Annotated in this window: 16 protein-coding genes and 1 other RNA gene; 7 read left to right on the top strand and 10 right to left on the bottom strand. The window is 65.5% G+C overall.

What is annotated here, in order from left to right; genetic code table 11:
* Window positions 1-252: a phosphoribosylformylglycinamidine synthase subunit PurS gene (gene purS, locus NG697_RS08075; protein WP_056348600.1), complete on the bottom strand. Its 252-nt coding sequence runs from the start codon at window positions 250-252 to the stop codon at window positions 1-3.
* Between the two features lie 261 nt (window positions 253-513).
* Here purS and NG697_RS08070 point away from each other — a divergent pair, with 261 nt between their 5' ends.
* The 3 genes from NG697_RS08070 (at window position 514) to NG697_RS08060 (ending at window position 4,599) form a co-directional block, all read left to right on the top strand.
* Entirely contained in the window at window positions 514-699 is a 186-nt protein-coding gene (locus NG697_RS08070; protein ID WP_252566883.1) for a hypothetical protein, read from the top strand.
* Between the two features lie 96 nt (window positions 700-795).
* A complete protein-coding gene (locus NG697_RS08065; RefSeq protein ID WP_308293082.1) occupies window positions 796-1,020 on the top strand; it encodes a hypothetical protein in 225 nt (74 codons plus the stop codon).
* A 414-nt stretch (window positions 1,021-1,434) separates the two neighbouring features.
* Window positions 1,435-4,599, top strand: coding sequence for a S8 family peptidase (locus tag NG697_RS08060; RefSeq protein WP_445260448.1), 3,165 nt, complete (start codon window positions 1,435-1,437; stop codon window positions 4,597-4,599).
* 81 nt (window positions 4,600-4,680) lie between these two features.
* Here NG697_RS08060 and NG697_RS08055 read toward each other — a convergent pair whose 3' ends face one another.
* The 4 genes from NG697_RS08055 to NG697_RS08040 are packed head-to-tail and all read right to left on the bottom strand — an operon-like array spanning window position 4,681 to window position 7,039.
* On the bottom strand, window positions 4,681-5,034 hold the full coding sequence (locus NG697_RS08055) for a serine protease inhibitor (RefSeq protein WP_252602213.1): 354 nt from the start codon (window positions 5,032-5,034) through the stop codon (window positions 4,681-4,683).
* Complete coding sequence (locus NG697_RS08050) at window positions 5,031-5,963, bottom strand: 3-methyladenine DNA glycosylase (protein WP_252602215.1); 933 nt, start codon at window positions 5,961-5,963, stop codon at window positions 5,031-5,033. The genes NG697_RS08055 and NG697_RS08050 overlap by 4 nt, the downstream gene beginning before the upstream one ends.
* On the bottom strand, window positions 5,941-6,516 hold the full coding sequence (locus tag NG697_RS08045; RefSeq protein ID WP_252610119.1) for an SSI family serine proteinase inhibitor: 576 nt from the start codon (window positions 6,514-6,516) through the stop codon (window positions 5,941-5,943). The genes NG697_RS08050 and NG697_RS08045 overlap by 23 nt, the downstream gene beginning before the upstream one ends.
* A gap of 40 nt (window positions 6,517-6,556) precedes the next feature.
* A complete protein-coding gene (locus tag NG697_RS08040) occupies window positions 6,557-7,039 on the bottom strand; it encodes a MarR family winged helix-turn-helix transcriptional regulator (RefSeq protein ID WP_252602218.1) in 483 nt (160 codons plus the stop codon).
* 82 nt (window positions 7,040-7,121) lie between these two features.
* Here NG697_RS08040 and NG697_RS08035 point away from each other — a divergent pair, with 82 nt between their 5' ends.
* Both NG697_RS08035 and NG697_RS08030 read left to right on the top strand, forming a co-directional pair.
* On the top strand, window positions 7,122-7,364 hold the full coding sequence (locus NG697_RS08035) for a hypothetical protein (protein WP_252602220.1): 243 nt from the start codon (window positions 7,122-7,124) through the stop codon (window positions 7,362-7,364).
* Between the two features lie 132 nt (window positions 7,365-7,496).
* Window positions 7,497-7,712, top strand: a complete 216-nt coding sequence (locus NG697_RS08030; protein ID WP_252602242.1) for a hypothetical protein — start codon at window positions 7,497-7,499, stop codon at window positions 7,710-7,712.
* A 144-nt stretch (window positions 7,713-7,856) separates the two neighbouring features.
* Here the strand turns inward: NG697_RS08030 and NG697_RS08025 are convergent, their stop codons facing one another.
* Window positions 7,857-9,215 (bottom strand): aspartate kinase, encoded by a 1,359-nt coding sequence (locus tag NG697_RS08025; RefSeq protein WP_252602223.1) that lies wholly within the window; start codon window positions 9,213-9,215, stop codon window positions 7,857-7,859.
* A 216-nt stretch (window positions 9,216-9,431) separates the two neighbouring features.
* On the opposite strand from NG697_RS08025, the gene NG697_RS08020 reads away from it, so the two are divergent.
* Entirely contained in the window at window positions 9,432-10,403 is a 972-nt protein-coding gene (locus NG697_RS08020; protein ID WP_252602227.1) for an ABC transporter ATP-binding protein, read from the top strand.
* Window positions 10,400-11,551, top strand: coding sequence for an ABC transporter permease (locus tag NG697_RS08015; protein ID WP_252602229.1), 1,152 nt, complete (start codon window positions 10,400-10,402; stop codon window positions 11,549-11,551). Before NG697_RS08020 ends, NG697_RS08015 begins: the two co-directional genes overlap by 4 nt.
* A gap of 139 nt (window positions 11,552-11,690) precedes the next feature.
* On the opposite strand, the gene recR is transcribed toward NG697_RS08015, so the two are convergent.
* The 4 genes from recR to NG697_RS07995 form a co-directional block, all read right to left on the bottom strand.
* Entirely contained in the window at window positions 11,691-12,290 is a 600-nt protein-coding gene (gene recR, locus NG697_RS08010; protein ID WP_056348564.1) for a recombination mediator RecR, read from the bottom strand.
* Window positions 12,291-12,353: 63 nt separating this feature from the next.
* Window positions 12,354-15,695, bottom strand: coding sequence for a DNA polymerase III subunit gamma and tau (locus NG697_RS08005; protein WP_252610124.1), 3,342 nt, complete (start codon window positions 15,693-15,695; stop codon window positions 12,354-12,356).
* 66 nt (window positions 15,696-15,761) lie between these two features.
* Window positions 15,762-15,858: signal recognition particle sRNA small type (ffs, locus tag NG697_RS08000), an RNA gene on the bottom strand.
* 205 nt (window positions 15,859-16,063) lie between these two features.
* A complete protein-coding gene (locus NG697_RS07995) occupies window positions 16,064-16,390 on the bottom strand; it encodes a YqfO family protein (RefSeq protein WP_252603164.1) in 327 nt (108 codons plus the stop codon).
* Window positions 16,391-16,626: the final 236 nt, after the last annotated feature.

The following is a 16,626-nucleotide window of genomic DNA, read 5'->3' as shown; positions in this document are numbered from 1 at the left end:
TCAGGCCTCGACGACCTCGACGTTGACGACGTCTTCGATAACGGGGTTGGACAGCAGGGTCTCGGCGGCTTCGCGGGCCTGGGCCAGGATTGCGTCGGTCACCTCGCCCTCAACCGTCAGTTCAAAGCGCTTGCCCTGGCGGACAGAGCTAAAGCTGGTGAAGCCCAGACGGGGGAGTGCACCCACGATGGCCTTCCCCTGCGGGTCCAGAATCTCGGGCTTGGGCATGACGTCAACAACGATCCGGGGCATCCGGCAACTCCTGTGCGTGAGCATTGGGTAAGGGCGCAGCGGAGTCACGCCGTCTTACGCCGTTCCGGGATGCTGGGGACGTTCTTTTTCGAACAGTGTGGACGGGCGCTCCGCGAGCTTGCTAGGCCATTCTACCGGGCCGAGCGCCGCACCCTGTATTCGGTGGGATCGGCCACAGTCATCGCGGCGGGGCGGGCTTTCGGGAGGTGGAGGACGACGGCGGCTATGGCCTCGTGGAGCAAGCGTCACTAGGATTACCGCATGGCTGAAAAATCGAAATCTCTGCTGTTGCCGATGATGGCCGTGGCCGTTTTTGCCGGGTTGGGCCGGATGGTTATGCAGAAGATCAAGGCGGACCGGGCTGCCCGGGAAACGCGCGTGGCCGGCCCCGTGGACGAAAAGACCCGCCAGTGGATCAGTGACGTGGTTCGGACGCCCAGGCAGTAGGCGCCCACTCCTTATCCACGCCTCAAGTCTTTGCCCAAGCCTCAACCGGGCGTCCCTGAGCGGGGGCGCCCGTTTTTGTGCCCGCTGCACGTGCCGGTGCTGGCTCTCCAGCCGTCGCAGCCCGAGACGGTCCCTGTCCTCGCCGTCCAGGACCTCGAGGAACAGGCGGCTCCGTTCGACCTCGGCACGCAGGACAAGTACCGCAACGGCCAGAAGGTGACCCTGGAGGGTCTCGACTACGGCCAGTGGTACTACGTGTACCTGAACAAGAAGAGCTACCGGATCGGCTGGATTTTCCCCACCACCGACAACACGGTGTAGTTCATCCTGCCCTCAGGTGTGCAGAGCGGCCGCGACGGCGTGGTGGTGCTGGACAAGGACGGCAAGCAGGTCTCCTTCGACCGCCTGCAGGTAACGCCCAAGGGTTGAGCCAGGTGATTTCCTAGCACCAAAGAAGACCTCCGCGCGGAGCTGGACATTTCCAAAGTCCGGCCCGCGTCGGGGTCTTTCTTTTGTGCCTTCCCGGCCCCGCCTTGTAGCTGCATGATTGACGTATACACCTGATGTGTCCTATGTCATATTCAGCTCTCAGTCTGTACTGTTTGTAACGGCTGGTCACAGCATTACAAAATCTGTAATGTCGTGTGCCGTTCCCAGCTGCTCCAGACCGGCAACGTGGCCGGCCGTTCCTCGTGAAAGGTGTAGTCGCTCGTGAAATCAACTGGAAAAAGCCCCATTCGGGGCGGGGGACTCCGGAAAGCAGCGGCATTGGCCGTGGGCTTGCCGCTGCTCCTTTCTTCGATGGCGATGAGCCCCGCTACCGCGGCGCCCGCTGAAGCAAACACGGCAGTTGCCTCAAAGAAGATCAACCCCGGCGACTACCCCGCCGGCCGCTACATTGTGGTCCTGGCCGAGAAGCCGGCGGCCACCTACGACGGCGGGACTCCCGGACTCGCAGCGACGAAGCCCCAGAAGGGCAGCAAGCTTGACGCCGACCGGCCGGAAGTCCAGCAGTACCGGGCGCACCTTGAGGGCAGGCAGAACGCTGTGGCCGGGTCCGAAAGCGTCCGGATCAAGCGCCAGTACACGGCTGCCATCAACGGGTTCTCGGCCGATTTGACCGCCGACCAGGCCGCTAAGCTCGCCAAGGACCCGGCCGTCCTCATGGTGGCACCGGACACGGAGAACGCGCCGGATTACTCCACTACAGACTTCCTTGGGCTCAGCGGTGAAAATGGCATCTGGAAGACTGCCTTCGGCGGGCAGGAGAATGCCGGCAAAGGCGTCGTAGTGGGCGTTATTGACTCCGGCTACACACCCTCCAACCCGTTCTTCGCCGGGGACGACGTGCAACCCCTCGCCGGCCAGGCCCAGATGGGCGCCCCGTACCGCACCGCAGACGGCAATATCGCCATGCTCAAGTCCGACGGCGACACCTTCGTTGGTGAGTGCCAGAAGGGGCAGGGGACCGGGGCTGCGTTTGACGGCAGCGCCTGCAACTCCAAAGTACTGAGTGCCCGCTACTTCGCTGACGACTTCATGGCGTACGTGGCGCCGGAGAACCGCGCGCCCGAAGAACTGATTTCGCCTGTGGATGTGGGAAGCCACGGGACGCACACCGCCAGCACTGCCGCGGGCAACGCGAACGTCCGGGCCAACCTTGGTGCAACCGATATGGGCATCACCAGCGGCGTTGCGCCGGCGGCTAAGATCTCCGTCTACAAGGTCTGCTGGGAGGACGACAACCCAGCCACAGGAGGGTGCTACAGCTCCGCCTCCGTGGCCGCGATCAATCAAGCCATCCTGGACGGCGTGGATGTGCTCAACTACTCCATCTCCGGCAGCACCTCAACCACCACGGACCCGGTTTCCCTGGCTTTCCTTTCCGCGGCGTCCGCGGGAATCTTTGTTGCCGCATCCGCCGGAAACTCGGGACCCACGGCAAGCACCGTAAACCACGGCGCTCCGTGGCTGACCACAGTGGCCGCGAGCTCCTTCTCCACGGAGTTGCAGGGAACCGTCGAATTTGAGGACGGCAGCAAGTACCGCGGCGCCAGTCTTATGTCCGCTCCCGTTCCTGCGAGCAACGTTGTGCTGGCGGCAAGTGCCGCAGCCGCCGGCGCAGCAAACCCGGAACTGTGCGCACCCAATGCGCTGGATCCCGCCAAGGTGACAGGGAAGATTGTTGTCTGCGACCGCGGGGTGGTGGACCGCGTAGCCAAGAGCGCCGAGGTGCAGCGCGCCGGCGGCATCGGCATGATTCTGGTCAACGTAACCACCTCCTCCGAGGACCTTGACCGCCACGCAGTCCCGACAGTGCACGTGAACCCGCCAGCCACGCAGCAGATCAAGGACAAGATCATCGCCAACCCCGGCATCAAGGTCTCCCTGGTAAACACGGACACCACCGGCCTTCCGGCCGCGCCTCAGCCTCAGATCGCCGGGTTCTCCTCCCGGGGCCCGCTGCTTGCCGCCGGCTCAGACCTGCTCAAGCCTGACGTGGCGGCGCCGGGTGTGGCAGTGCTGGCAGGCGTTTCGCCCATCGGTTCCGGCGGCGACCAGTTCGGCATGATGTCCGGGACGTCCATGGCCGCGCCGCACGTGGCCGGATTTGGCGCCTTGATCCTGGCCAAGAACCCCACATGGTCTCCGGCCACCGTCAAGTCAGCCATGATGACCACGGCAGCTGATATCAAGAACGCAGACGGCAGCCGGAACGGTGACGTGTTCGCAACCGGCGCTGGCCACGTGGACATTGCGCGGGTCCTGGATCCCGGCCTCGTCTACGACAATTCCGAGGACGACTACCTGAAGTTCATTCAGGGAACGGGCCTGGACATGGGCATCCGGGGTCTCGGAACAACCGCACCGCGGGATATGAATGTTGCCTCGTTCGCGCTGGGGGCACTCACCGGCAAGACAGAGGTCACGCGGACTGTCACCGCGCTGACCCCAGGCGTTTACCGGGCCAAGGCCAGCGTTCCTGGCGTCAAGGTGACGGTCACGCCGTCGATCCTTAGCTTCAATGCTGCCGGCGAGAAGCGCACCTTCAATGTCAAGTTCGAGAACACCAGCGCTGCCCTGGGGCAGTTTGCCATGGGCAACCTCATCTGGCAGGGTGCCGGCAAGAACGTGGCATCGCCGGTGGCCGTCCGCCCGCAGTCAGTGGTGGCACCGGCAAACCTGGCGTTTACCTCGGAAGGAGGCCAGGGGCAGGGCGACATTCCGGTGGTTTCGGGCACCAACGCGCCTGTGAAGATTACTTTGGACGGACTGTCCAAGGCTGACTCCTCGGCCATCGAACTGGTGCCAGGGCCGCTGGCCCTGGAAACGGACGCGTCCAACTTCGCCAAGGAGGTCACCGTTCCGGCAGGATCGCCGTTGGCAAAGTTCTCCGTCTTTTCCTCGGACGAGGCCGCCGACTTCGACATGGTGGTCTTCAACCCGGCGGGCCAGGCCCTGCTGGCCCAGACGGCCTCTGCCAGTGAATCAATTTCGGTTCCGAACCCGGCTCCGGGCGTGTACACGATTTTTGTGAACCTCTACGCAAGCCCCAATGGGCAGCCCACGAAGGCGTCCGTGGACGCTGCGGTGCTGGGAGCCAACGTGGGAAATGCCACTGTGACCCCCAATCCGCTGCGGCTCGGGAACGGCCAGTCGGGCATTCTGAAGCTCCAGTGGAAGGACCTCGCTGAAGGCTCGTATATCGGCCGAGTGACGTTCGCGGGTTCGAGCGCGCCCACCTTCGTATCTGTGGTTGTCACACCAGGCAGTGCTTTGGTGGTCCCTGCTGATGAAACTGCCGATGACCCTGCCAACGACAAGAAGGACAAGGTCAAAAAGGAAAAGAAGAAGCAGGAGGTCCCGGAGTTCTCCGGAAACCGCAATATGGATCTCTAGCCCTTCAGCAACAGCATGGGAACGCCGCCGGACCGCTTGGTTCCGGCGGCGTTCCCGTTTTGCGGAGGCTGCCGCCGATGGTCAGATTTCGCCGCGGGAACCAGTTGTCCCGCCGAACAGGGGAGCCATGGCGCGCCAGCGGGAGATTTCACAGCCATCGGTTCGCCGGAAAGTCACACTGACGGGACGGCCGTTGATGGAGCCGGTCACAACGGCCACCTGCGGCCCGCCGTATTGCTGCGTGCAGAGTTTCGGGGGGGCCGGTTTGGGAAAGAAGATGTCCTCACCGAAGCGTTCCATCGCTGACAACGCTGCTGCGGAATCGGGCACGGTACAACCGTCAGCAGGGCGGCCATCGCGGACTATCAGCCGGAACTCGTACTCGGGGGAGTCGGGGTCTTCCGTGACCCTGATGGTCAGCTCGAGGTCCTTCATACGGTCCCCGCAGTTCGAAGCGGTGCCAAGGCCTGCGCCAGGCGACCTCGGAGCCCAGTAGCCTCGCCGGCGAAGGCGCGCTGATGCTCAACGTAGGCCGCTTTGCCTTCCGCGGTTTCGATCCGAATGGGCGGGTAACCCCACTCCGCGAGGTCGTAGGGGGAGGCCTGCATGTCCATGGCCCGGATCCGCCAGGACAGTTCGAAGCAATCCATGACCAGTTCGCTGGGAAGCGCGGGCAGCAGTTTGTACGCCCACTTGTAGAGGTCCATGTTGGCGTGCAGGCAGCCCGGCTGTTCCATGTGCCGCTGGTTTTCGCGGCTGGGCGCCAGTTCGTTCAGCGCAATCGCGTCGGGCGTGTAAAAGCGGAAGGCGTCGAAGTGTGAGCACCGGATCCTGTTGTCCTCCACCACTTTGTCCGTGCCGGCCGAACCCAGCCTCAGTTGCAGGTATTCATGGCGCAGGTCGAATTTGTCCTGTCGGTAGACCATGGCCCATTCGTGCAGCCCGAAGCAGCCGAACTGCGCGGGCCGGGCAGCGGTGCCGCGAAGAATGATGTCCGCGAAGGCCACCGCCTCCTGCCGGTCGGCCAGGAACCGGGCGCGGTCAAAGGTCACGGCAGGGGTTCCTGGCGGCAGCCCAAGGGAGGCGAGTTCGCCGTCGTCGAGCGTTTTGTAGTGCTTCCAGCCCATGCGGGCGGACGCCGCTTCCGCGGTCAGTACGACGCCGGCTCCCGGGTGCCAGCGCAGCAGCTGGCCAGGCTTCTGGGTGTAGTAAGTGAAAAGAAAGTCCTCCACCGGGTGCTTCCTACCTGCCGAGCGGCGGGCAAGGTAGGGATCCGAGTAACGGCGGACGCGTTGGGCGTGCGCTTCTTCGCGGGCACGCCAGGCCTCGGCCGTCAGCAGGCTACGTTGCTCCACCGCTGGCACCCAGGACGTCCTGGGCTGCGTTCCAGGCACCGATTTCGCAGCCGTTGGTGCGCGCGAACGTGGCATCCACGGGAGTATCGTCCACAATCCCGGTGACCGTGGCGGTCTGCGGGCCGCCGTATTGTTCGGTGCAGGCCACGTCTTTGCTCTTGGGGGCCGGGCTGAGGAGCGCAGCGTTGTTCTTGAGGGCAGCGCACGCAGCCTCCGGCCTGGGGTGCTTGCTCTCAGCCGTGGGGAGGCCGCCGCGGCAGACCAGCGTGTAGTTCACTGCCGCTTCGGTGGGAGAGGGCCTGACCATGATGGCAAGCTCGGCGTTGCCGGCGCCGGGGCCTGCCGTCGGGGCCGGGGGTGCTGAAGGGGACGGCGCAGGGACGGTGGTCTCGGTGTCCGGAGCGGGGGAGCCGGAGGCGCCCGGGCTGGCGGAGGAGCTGGTTGTGGGGCTGGCTGTGGGGCTGGCGGATGAAGTCCCGGTCCCGTCAGGCGTGCCCGTACAAGCGGCGAGCCCGGCAATGGCGAGGACCGCCAGCAATGGCCGTACTGTTCGCAAACGCATGGACCCTCCTAGGTTGCTGCCATTTTACGCCTTGCCGCATTTATTCCCCGGCGGGTTGCCCGTTGGATCCGGCGGAGGCGGCGATGAGCCCCATCATGGATTTGTGCAGCGCGCCGACCTGCTCACGGGTCAGCCCCAGGCGTTCCATCATGGTGCCCGGGACAGCAATGGCCTGCTGACGCAGCGCGGCGCCGGCCGGGGTCAGGCCCACGGCAAGGGTGCGTTCGTTTCCGTCCACCCGCTGGCGGGTGACAAAGCCGGCCTCCTCCAGACGCCGAAGTAGCGGTGAGATGGTGGCCGGGGCCTGCGCCAGGGCTTCACTGATGCTGCGCAGGGTGCGGGGTGCTGACTCCCACAGGCACAGCATCACAAGGTACTGCGGGTGGGTGAGTCCGAGCTTTTCGAGGACGGGCTTGTAGGCGCCCACCACGCTTCTGGATGCCACGGTGAGGGCAAAACAGAGCTGTTGCTCCAAGAGGAGGTCATCGTCCTGCTGCCGCGCAGCGCCGGCCAGTACCGTCATAACATTTCCTCCAATAGTTAGTGCCCTAATTGTTAGCGTACACTGGAGCGGCTAATTGGGTTCTATCGAAGGGGTCACTTTCATGGGCAAAGGCAAGTCAGGCGACAAGGGCAACGCATCCCAGCGGTTCATGCGCGCAACCGGCAAGCTCAGGGCGATTTTCGGCCCGGCCAACCGCAGTTCCCTGGTGCATGACATGACCGAAGAGAACCGGGCACTCCTGGTTCAGCGCGAGCGGGAAACCCAGCAATGGGAAACGGTCACCCGCCCGGACGGCAGCACCTATGTTGTGCCCAGGAACCCGGACGACCAGTCCCTCCGCTGACGCTCCCCGGCCTCCCCACCATGCCCAACCTCACCAGACCAATTTTCGGGCGGCGGGCGTAAAATAATGGCACTGACTCCACAAGGAGGCAGTGGCTCTTTCGCCCGCAACGCGGGAAGGGGGGTGGAAACAATGGGACATGCGCTCACCGGTTTTATGCACGCGACTGACAGGCTCCGCTTTGTCTTCGGGCCGGCAACGCGTCTGGACACGGATTCGCCCGTGGTCCACAAGCATGATGAGTTCGAGCAGGCCTCTGACGAGGATCTTTCCCACTTCGTGGTGGAAACCGATTCCGAAGGTCATCACTACGCCGTGCGCCGCGAAGAATTGGACAAACAGGGCTGAAACAAAAGCAACGCGGGGTCACTTCCGGCCCGATAACCTTCGTTTATCGGGCCGGAAGTGACCCTCCCCGCCCGCGCCCTAGCCTCGCAAGCTCGGCCAGGGAACCCTGCGGGGCGTGGGCCCTCGTTGCTTTCTAAGAGCGGCCTAGCGCCCGGTGCCGCCGTAGACGGTTGCCTCGTCCTCGCTGTCCAGGTCGAAGGCCTTGTGGATTGCCCGGACGGCGTCATCGAGGAGATCGGCGTGTGTCACCACGGAGATCCGGATTTCCGAGGTGGAGATCATGTTGATGTTGATCCCGGCGTCGGACAGGGCCTTGAAGAACGTCGCGGAGACGCCCGGGTGTGACCGCATGCCGGCCCCGATCAGGGACAGTTTGCCGATCTGTTCGTTGTATTCGATGTTCTCGAACCCGATGTCCGGCTGCGCGGCCTTGAGCGCTTCCAGGGCCTCCGCGCCTTCGACGATGGGGAGCGTGAAGGAAATATCCGTCCGGCCCGTGCCGTGCGTGGAAACGTTCTGCACGATCATGTCGATGTTCGAGTGGGCGTCGGCAATGACCTGGAAGATCGCGGCCGCCTTGCCGGGGATGTCCGGGACACCCACCACAGTGACCTTGGCTTCGGAACGGTCGTGTGCAACGCCGGAGATGATTGGCTGCTCCAAGGCAACTCCCTCTTGAGTGGTGATCTTGTCTTCGGCGCTGGGGATGACCCAGGTGCCTTCGTTCTGGCTGAATGAGGACCGGACATGCAACGGCACACCGAACCGGCGCGCATATTCAACGCAGCGCAGGTGCAGGATCTTCGCACCGGACGCCGCGAGTTCCAGCATTTCCTCGCTGGAGATGGTGTCGATTTTCTGGGCGGAAGGCACCACTCGGGGGTCAGCCGTATAGATGCCGTCAACGTCTGTGTAGATCTCGCAGACATCGGCGTCGAGTGCGGCCGCAAGCGCGACGGCGGTGGTGTCCGAGCCGCCGCGGCCCAGGGTGGTGATCTCGTTGGTGCTGCGGCTCATGCCCTGGAAGCCGGCCACGATCGCGATGTGCCCCTTGTCCAGGGCCGTACGGATGCGGTGCGGATCGACGTCGATGATTCGAGCCTTGCCATGGATGCCGTCGGTGATCATGCCGGCCTGGGAGCCGGTGAAGGACTGCGCCGAGGCGCCGAACTTGTTGATGGCCATGGCGAGCAGGGCCATGGAGATGCGCTCACCGGCGGAGAGGAGCATGTCCATCTCGCGGGCGGGGGCGGAGTCTGTCACCTGGGCGGCGAGGTCCAGCAGTTCGTCGGTGGTGTCGCCCATGGCCGAAACGACCACCACCACTTCGTTGCCGGCCCGCTGCGCGTCGACCACGCGCTTGGCGACGCGCCTGACTCCCTCGGCATCCGACACGGAAGAGCCGCCGAACTTCTGCACAATCAGCTGTTTGGTCACGGCAGTGCCTTCGGGCAGCTCCTGTGGCTGCGTTGCTGTGTGCACTTCGGAAGTGGGCGTACTCATGCGCGTACCTTCACTGGATCAATCGGAGTTCTGGAGGTCAGGCACGGCCTTGCGGCTGGACGGCGTGACGTGTCAGCCCAGTTTATCGCCGCCTGTGGCCGGACGCGGAATTGTGTCCAAATCTCAGCCTTCCGGCGGATACTGCGCCCGTCGGCTCAGGCGTAGGCTCATATAGTCAGTATGCATGAACGGCTTTGGGGGACAGGTGCTCGGGAAATGACAGAAAACTGGGACAGAATAGGCATTCCGGCCCAGCCGGAAAGCCCGCGCCAGGACGGCATCAGCGCCACCGCGGTGAGCCGCAGCTTCGGGCAGGTGCACGCCGTCGAGCACATGGATTTCCATGCTCCGGCGGGAAAAGTCACCGCACTGATCGGCCCGAACGGTGCCGGTAAAACCACGCTGTTGCTCATGCTGGCTTCACTGCTGGCGCCGGATTCCGGCACTGTCACGGTGGATGGGCTGGATCCGCAGAACCACCGCGCGGAAGTGCGGAAAAGAATTGGCTGGATGCCGGATACCCTGGGCGTGTGGGAGTCCCTGACCGCCCGTGAGATCCTCACCCAGATAGCCCGTTTCTACCGGCTGCCCAAGGCCGGAATCCCGCAGCGCGTTACAGAGATGCTGGACCGGGTCCGCCTGAGTGACCTTGCAGACCAGCCGGCCCGTGTCCTGTCCCGGGGGCAGCAGCAGCGCCTCAGCCTGGCCCGCGCACTGATACACGATCCGTCCGTGCTGCTGCTCGATGAGCCGGCGTCGGGCCTGGACCCGGGATCGCGGGTGGAGCTGCGCGTGATGCTGCGGCAGCTTGCGGCGGAGGGGAAGTCCATCGTTGTCTCCTCCCACGTGCTCAGCGAGCTGGACGAAATTGCGGACGCAGCGGTGTTCGTCAACCGCGGGAGGACGGTCCGGCACCAGACCACGGACGCGGCTGCCGCCTCCGGCAGGCGCTACGCCATCTCGGCAACCGACGGCGCAGCGCTCGCCGCCAAACTCACGGACTTGGGCCTGACGTTCCGGGTTGAGGACGGCCGCCGGCCGGCCGTCAGCCTGGTGTTGCTGAACGACGACGACGCCGCCCGCCTCCTCCGCGACCTGGTGCTCGCCGGCGTCGGGGTCAGCTCCTTTGCCCCCGCCTCGGGTGCCCTGGAAGAGACTTACATGAACCTTGAGGGGGAGCGGCGATGAGCCAGCTGACAGAACAAACGCAGCGCCCGCCGGCTTCCGGCTTTGGTGCCGGCTACCTTGCCGGCATCCGGGATGTGGTGGTCCTGGAACTCAAGCAGCGGCTCCGGTCCCGCGGCTGGTACATCATGCTGGCCATCTGGTTCATCCTGACGGGCCTGGTGACCTGGCTGACCTGGGCCAGCTGGAACGCCCAGCGCGAAGCCCAGCGCGCCTATTCCAACTTTCTGCCGCCCGACACCGGTCCGGGGTCCATGATCTTCGAAGTGGTCCTGGCCTTTGTCCTCCTCTTCGCATTGCTGGTGGCGCCCGCACTGTCTGCCAATGCCGTCAACGGCGACCGCGCCGGCGGGACCCTGGCCATCCTTCAGGTGACCCTGCTCCGTCCCGGCCAGATCCTGTGGGGCAAGTTCTTCGCCGCGTGGGCCGCCGCCCTGGCCTTCCTGGTTGCCAGCACGCCGTTCCTGGTCATCGGAGTGGCCCTCGGCGGCATGACGCCCGGCCATGTCATCGTGGCCCTGCTGATGCTCGCGGTTGAGGTGGGTGTGGTCTGTGCCATCGGCGTCGGAATTTCCGCGCTGGCGGGGCGTCCGCTGTTCTCGATTGTCGTCACGTACCTTGCCGTGGCCGGGCTGGTTTTCGGTTCCCTGATTGCCTTCGGCCTGGGTACCGGGCTCTCGCAGGGCACCGTTATGGCCAACCAGGCGCAGTACCGCAACTACGAACCGCTGCGGCCGGTACCCGACGAAACAGCGCCGCAGGAACCGGAGTACACCTGCTCCGGACCGCTGCGTGCCCAGCCAGCAGTTCGCACCGAAAGGGTGGCGTGGATGCTGGCCATGAACCCTTACGTGGTGGTGGCCGATGCCATCCCCTACACGGTCCGCGTCAACAGTGGCCTCGGAATGTCGTCACCGGTGGGGGCCATCGAATCCATCAGCCAGGGTGCACGCTACGCCATGGCCGGTCCGGAGGGCACCTACCCCTGCGCCAACGGGGAGGCCAAGCCGCAGTACCTGGCACAGTCCACTCCCTTGTGGCCGCTGGGGCTCGGCCTGCAGCTGCTGCTTGCCGGGCTGCTGATGTGGCTGGGCTGGCGCTCGCTGCGCACCCCGGCACACAGGCTGGCACGCGGAACCCGCATCGCCTAAGCCGGTGTGCCCGACGACGGCTCAGCCCGGCCCCCTGAACCCAGGCCAGGCTGGCCAGGCCGGGTCGGGTCGGGGCGCCGGTCTTCCTTAGCCTGTCTGCCTTAGCCTGTCGGCCTGACCAGGTCAGGGGCAGGTCCGCTCAGGTCAGGGCGTTGCGGCGGCCTTCGAATGCACGCCCGAGGGTGACCTCGTCGGCGTACTCAAGATCGCCGCCCACAGGCAGCCCGGAGGCCAGACGGGTCACCACGATGCCGATTGTCTTCAGCATCCGGGCCAGGTACGTGGCCGTTGCTTCGCCTTCGAGGTTGGGGTCGGTGGCGATAATGACTTCCTGGATGGCGCCGTCGTTCAGCCGGGTCAGGAGTTCCCGGATCCGCAGCTGCTCGGGCCCAACGCCGGCAATGGGGTTGATGGCTCCGCCCAGCACGTGATAGCGGCCGCGGAAGGACCGGGTGCGCTCCACGGCGAGGACGTCCTTGGACTCCTCCACTACACAAATGACTGACGGGTCGCGCCGGGGATCCCGGCAGATGTTGCACAGTTCCTGCTCGGTGACGTTGCCGCATACAGTGCAGAACTTCACGCGTTCCTTGACCATGGTGATGGCTTCCACGAGTCGCTTCATGTCCTGCGGGTCCGCTTCGAGGATGTGGAAGGCAAGCCGCTGGGCGGATTTGGGACCAACACCGGGAAGCCGTCCGAGCTCGTCGATCAGCTCCTGGACTGCACCTTCGTACACGTTTTCCTCTTTTGGCTTGGCTTGGGTAGTGAATGGAGTTGCGGGAGTACGTGCGCCAGGTGCCTAGAACCTCGCAACGATGGGGCTTCCGTCCGGGGACCGCTCCTCGATCAGCTTCCCGCCCAGAATACGCTCGACGGCGGCGCGTCCAAAGACACCGGATTCCTCGATGGTTTCATCGTCCGCGCTCGGTATGTCCTGGACGTAGGTTGCGGCGGCAGCCCTGGCCGGCGCCTTGGCACGCCCGGCTTCGGCCTCGGGGCTGTTGGACAGGCGCTGGTAAAGACTCTGCCGGGCGGCAGCAGCGGACTCGGATGTCGCCGGTGCCGGCTGCAGGGGTGCGGCAGCCGGAGCAGTCGATGCCATGGCGTACTCACGAACTTCAGCCGGTTCGGGAACGGCTGCTTCCACTGGCGGGACTGCCGGGGCTTGGCTGGCTGGCGCCGGGTTGTTGGGCGCCGCGGATTCTGGTGCGGGGCCTTGTAGTGCGGGGGTCTCTGGCGCGGAGCTCTGCGGTGCAGCTGAATGTTGTGCTGCTGAATATAGTGCGGGGATTTCGGTGGTTGCGGTGGGGGCTACGGGCGGCAAGCCCCAGCTGGCGTCGGCATCGGACTGGCTGACGACAGCTGACGTCTTGGGGACCTGGGCGGTGGCCGGCTCGTAGCTGGGCGCAGGAGCGGTTTCCGCGGCCTCTTCCGGGACGGACGTGTTCAGGCTTTTGCCAACATTGGGCTCGGTGCCAACCACCCATACGCCCGGCGCCTGCTCGACGGCCCGGCCCCACGGATCCAGTGCCGGATCGGGTTGTGAAGGAGCGGCCGAAGCCGCACCGGAGGACCTGCTAGCTGGGGAGGTCTTTGCTGCTGCAGCCTTTGAAGCACCTCGAGCGGGCCGCTTGGCGGGTGCGGCCGCTGAAGGCTCAGGCTGTGAAGGCGACAGGCGTGGGGCAGCCGCAGCCGAGGGATCCCAGTCCATGGGTGGTTCCTCGTCCAGCGGCGGAGCATCTTCGTCGCGCGGGGGACCCCAGTCGTTATCGGAGTAGGCATACGAACCGGCGGTGGCATCCGGCTCAGCTGGTACCGGCTGTCCCTGGGCGGCCTCAGTGGCTGCCGACGCGCTGACGTCGCCAGTGTGCTGGACAGTTTCCGCAATAGCTGCTGCGCCTGCAGTCGGTGCAGGTGCAGCAGTGGCAGGAGGCACGGCCGGTTCGGGAGCACGCGTCGCGGAGGAGGGGGCTGGCGAAGGTGCCGGCGCGGTGGCCAGCACGTCAGGCGTGGAAACGGCGCTGGCAGGGGCCAGTCCCCACGCGACATCGGCTGAACTGGCCGGAGCTTCCGGGCTGGCTTCCGGACTAGCGGGAGCTTTTGGGTTTGGCTCAGCGCTCGCTGCCCTGTTGGCGCCACCGGCGACTGCGGTGATCTGGCAGTCGATGCCCACTGTTTTGTGGATCGCCTGCCGCAGGTTTTCAGCGTGATCAGCCCGGCCGAAGGCGCCAGCCAACCCGGTAGTGCTGAACGACAGTGTCAGGACCTGGCCGTCAAATGCACCCACCTGGGCGTTCGGCTCAACCAGGGCCCACGTGCTGCGCTTGATCTTGGAGAGTGTCTGCAGAACTTCCGGCCAGGCACGGCGCAGGACTTCGACGTCGCCTGTCCCGGCGGCCCCAGTGCTTGCCGCGCCAGTTCCTGTCGCACCGGTCGGTGCGGCAGTGGCAGGGGCATGGCCAACCGAAGCGGGCGCAGCCGGGGCAGGTGCAGCGGTGGCAGGAGCCGTGACAGCGTCGGTGCTTGCCGGCGGGGTAGCCGGGGAAACTGTGCGGGGGGCGTCTGCCCCGGTCTCTCGGGTGGGCTGACCGGATGCCTGCGGAGTGGGAGCGGGCGGCCTGCCTGTGGACTCGTCAACCGGCCAGTCGTTGGTGCTGACCTTGGGCGGCGTCAGCGACGGCCTGGTCTGTTCGGCTCCGGATACCTGTGGCCGGGCCGACCCGGGACCGGCAGCCGCTGGCCCTGAAGGCAGCTGCGCAGCAACCGGCGCCGCAGCGGGCGCCTCAGAAACGGCTGGCGCAGAAACTGGTTGTACGGAAACGGGTGCAGCAGGAGCCGGCGCGGAAGCTGCTGGTACGGAAACAGGTGCAGCAGGAGCCGGAGTTGCCGCTGTCGGCACCGCGGAAACCGCAGCGGGTCCAGCCGAAACCGCAGCACCAGCCGGAGCGGGAGCGCCGACGTCGTTCCCGGCGTAATTCAGGCGCCGCTCCACGCGGTCGATCCGCGCAGCGATGCCGCGTTCCGTCTGTTCCGAACTGGGGAGCAGGATGCGGGCGCAGAGAAGCTCAAGGTGCAGGCGCGGAGACGTGGCGCCGGTCATCTCGGTCAGCGCAGTGTTGGTGACATCAGCGGCGCGGGAGAGTTCGGAAGCCCCGAGGTTGTGCGCCTGGTTCTGGAGCCGGGCGATCTGGTCCGCAGGCATGCCGCGGAGGATGACCTGGGCGCTTTCGGGCATGGCCTGGACGATGATGAGGTCGCGGAAGCGTTCCAGCAGGTCCTCGACGAAGCGGCGGGGATCGTGGCCGGTCTGCACCACGCGGTCCACAGCCCGGAAAACGGTGGCGGCATCTGAGGCGGCCACAGCTTCCACGACGTCATCCAGCAACGATGCGTGGGTGTAGCCGAGGAGGGCTACGGCAAGTTCGTAGTCGAGGCCGTTGGGTCCGGCTCCGGCCATCAGTTGGTCCAGCACGGACAGGGAATCGCGGACGGAGCCGCCGCCGGCCCGGACCACCAGCGATAGAACGCCGGGAGCCACGGGAACGTTTTCCTGGTTGCAGAGCAGCTCCAGGTACGCCATCAGCGGCTCCGGCGGGACAAGCCGGAAAGGGTAGTGGTGCGTGCGGGAGCGGATGGTGCCGATGACCTTGTCCGGCTCCGTGGTGGCGAAGATGAACTTGATGTGCTCCGGCGGCTCTTCAACGATCTTCAGCAGGGCGTTGAACCCGGCAGAGGTGACCATGTGGGCCTCATCGATGATGAAGATCTTGTAGCGGTCGCGGACCGGAGCGTACGTTGCGCGCTCGCGGAGGTCGCGGGCGTCGTCGACACCGCCATGGCTGGCGGCGTCGATCTCGATGACGTCCAGGGAGCCTGAGCCGCCGCGGGCCAGTTCAATGCAGCTGGGGCACGTACCGCAGGGCGTATCTGTGGGGCCTTGGGCGCAGTTGAGGCAGCGGGCCAGGATGCGGGCGGAGGTGGTCTTTCCGCAACCGCGTGGGCCGGAGAAGAGATAGGCGTGGTTGACACGGTTTTTCCGCAGTGCCGTCATCAGCGGCTCGGTGACATGTTCCTGCCCGATAACGTCAGCGAAGGAGTCCGGGCGGTATCTGCGGTAAAGGGCGGTGGTAGTAACAGTCACGAGAAAACCCTACCAATCCGGGCAGACAATCAGGATCCCTCGCGGACGGCCGCCCTGTGGGGAAATAGTAAAGACCCCCCATGCACCCGCCAGAGCCCGTTTACCCTTGCTACCTTCCGGTCCTGGGGGAGTTCAACAGGATGACGCCACATGAGGGGCCGCAGACAAGTTTACCCGAAGATTCAGGAAGGTCCGGACGGCCCGGACTGCGGCCGGCCGTGGCCCGGCCGGGTGCCCACTCGCGGCCCGGAATTTCCTGATGAGCTGCCCGGACCCGCTTGAGCGGTGCTGGCCCGCACCGCTCAAGCGGGCCACGGCCGCGAAAGCTGGCGCAAAGGCGAAAGCGGGTTCAAAGGCCCGGACGCCAGCTAGCGTCGCCAGCCGTCCACCGGCCAGGTCATGAATGCGGGCTCCTCGTAAGGGTGCGCCGCGCGCAGGGCCAGCACAACGGCGTCGAGCATCTCTTCCTCCACAACGCACTCCACCCGGGTTTCCGGCACGCGTTCGACCGCACCGACGGCCCCGATGAACGGCTCGGCGCCAGGCGACGGAGTGAAGCGCCCGGTGCCGGGGGAGGTGAATGTGCAGTGCGAATAGTTCCCGATCCTGCCCGCGCCGGCGTCCCCGATTGCCGCGAGCAGCGGCTCCGTGTGTGTCTCCGGAACGTAAACCACCAGGGCGTGCAGCTGTGTCATGGCCTCATCCTGCCAAGAAGGCAGGCTAATGGGCAGCGATTTTCATTGCTTATCCGGCGGGTAGGGCCGATCATGGATATGTACACCGATTGGGGCAATCTCAAGGTTGTGAGCTGCGGGGCCTGGCTGGAGGGCCGGACCCGGCAGCTCAACGGTGTATCGGAGGAATGGGCGCATTGGGGGCGTCCATTTTTACGTTAACGGGCCAGCTGGAGCCCGGATTGCCGCGTGCGGTA

It is taken from the genome of Pseudarthrobacter raffinosi (assembly GCF_023913835.1).
Taxonomy (GTDB): domain Bacteria; phylum Actinomycetota; class Actinomycetes; order Actinomycetales; family Micrococcaceae; genus Arthrobacter; species Arthrobacter raffinosi.
The sequence above is the reverse complement of the archived record's forward strand: the minus strand, read 5'-3'. Positions and strand labels throughout refer to the sequence as shown.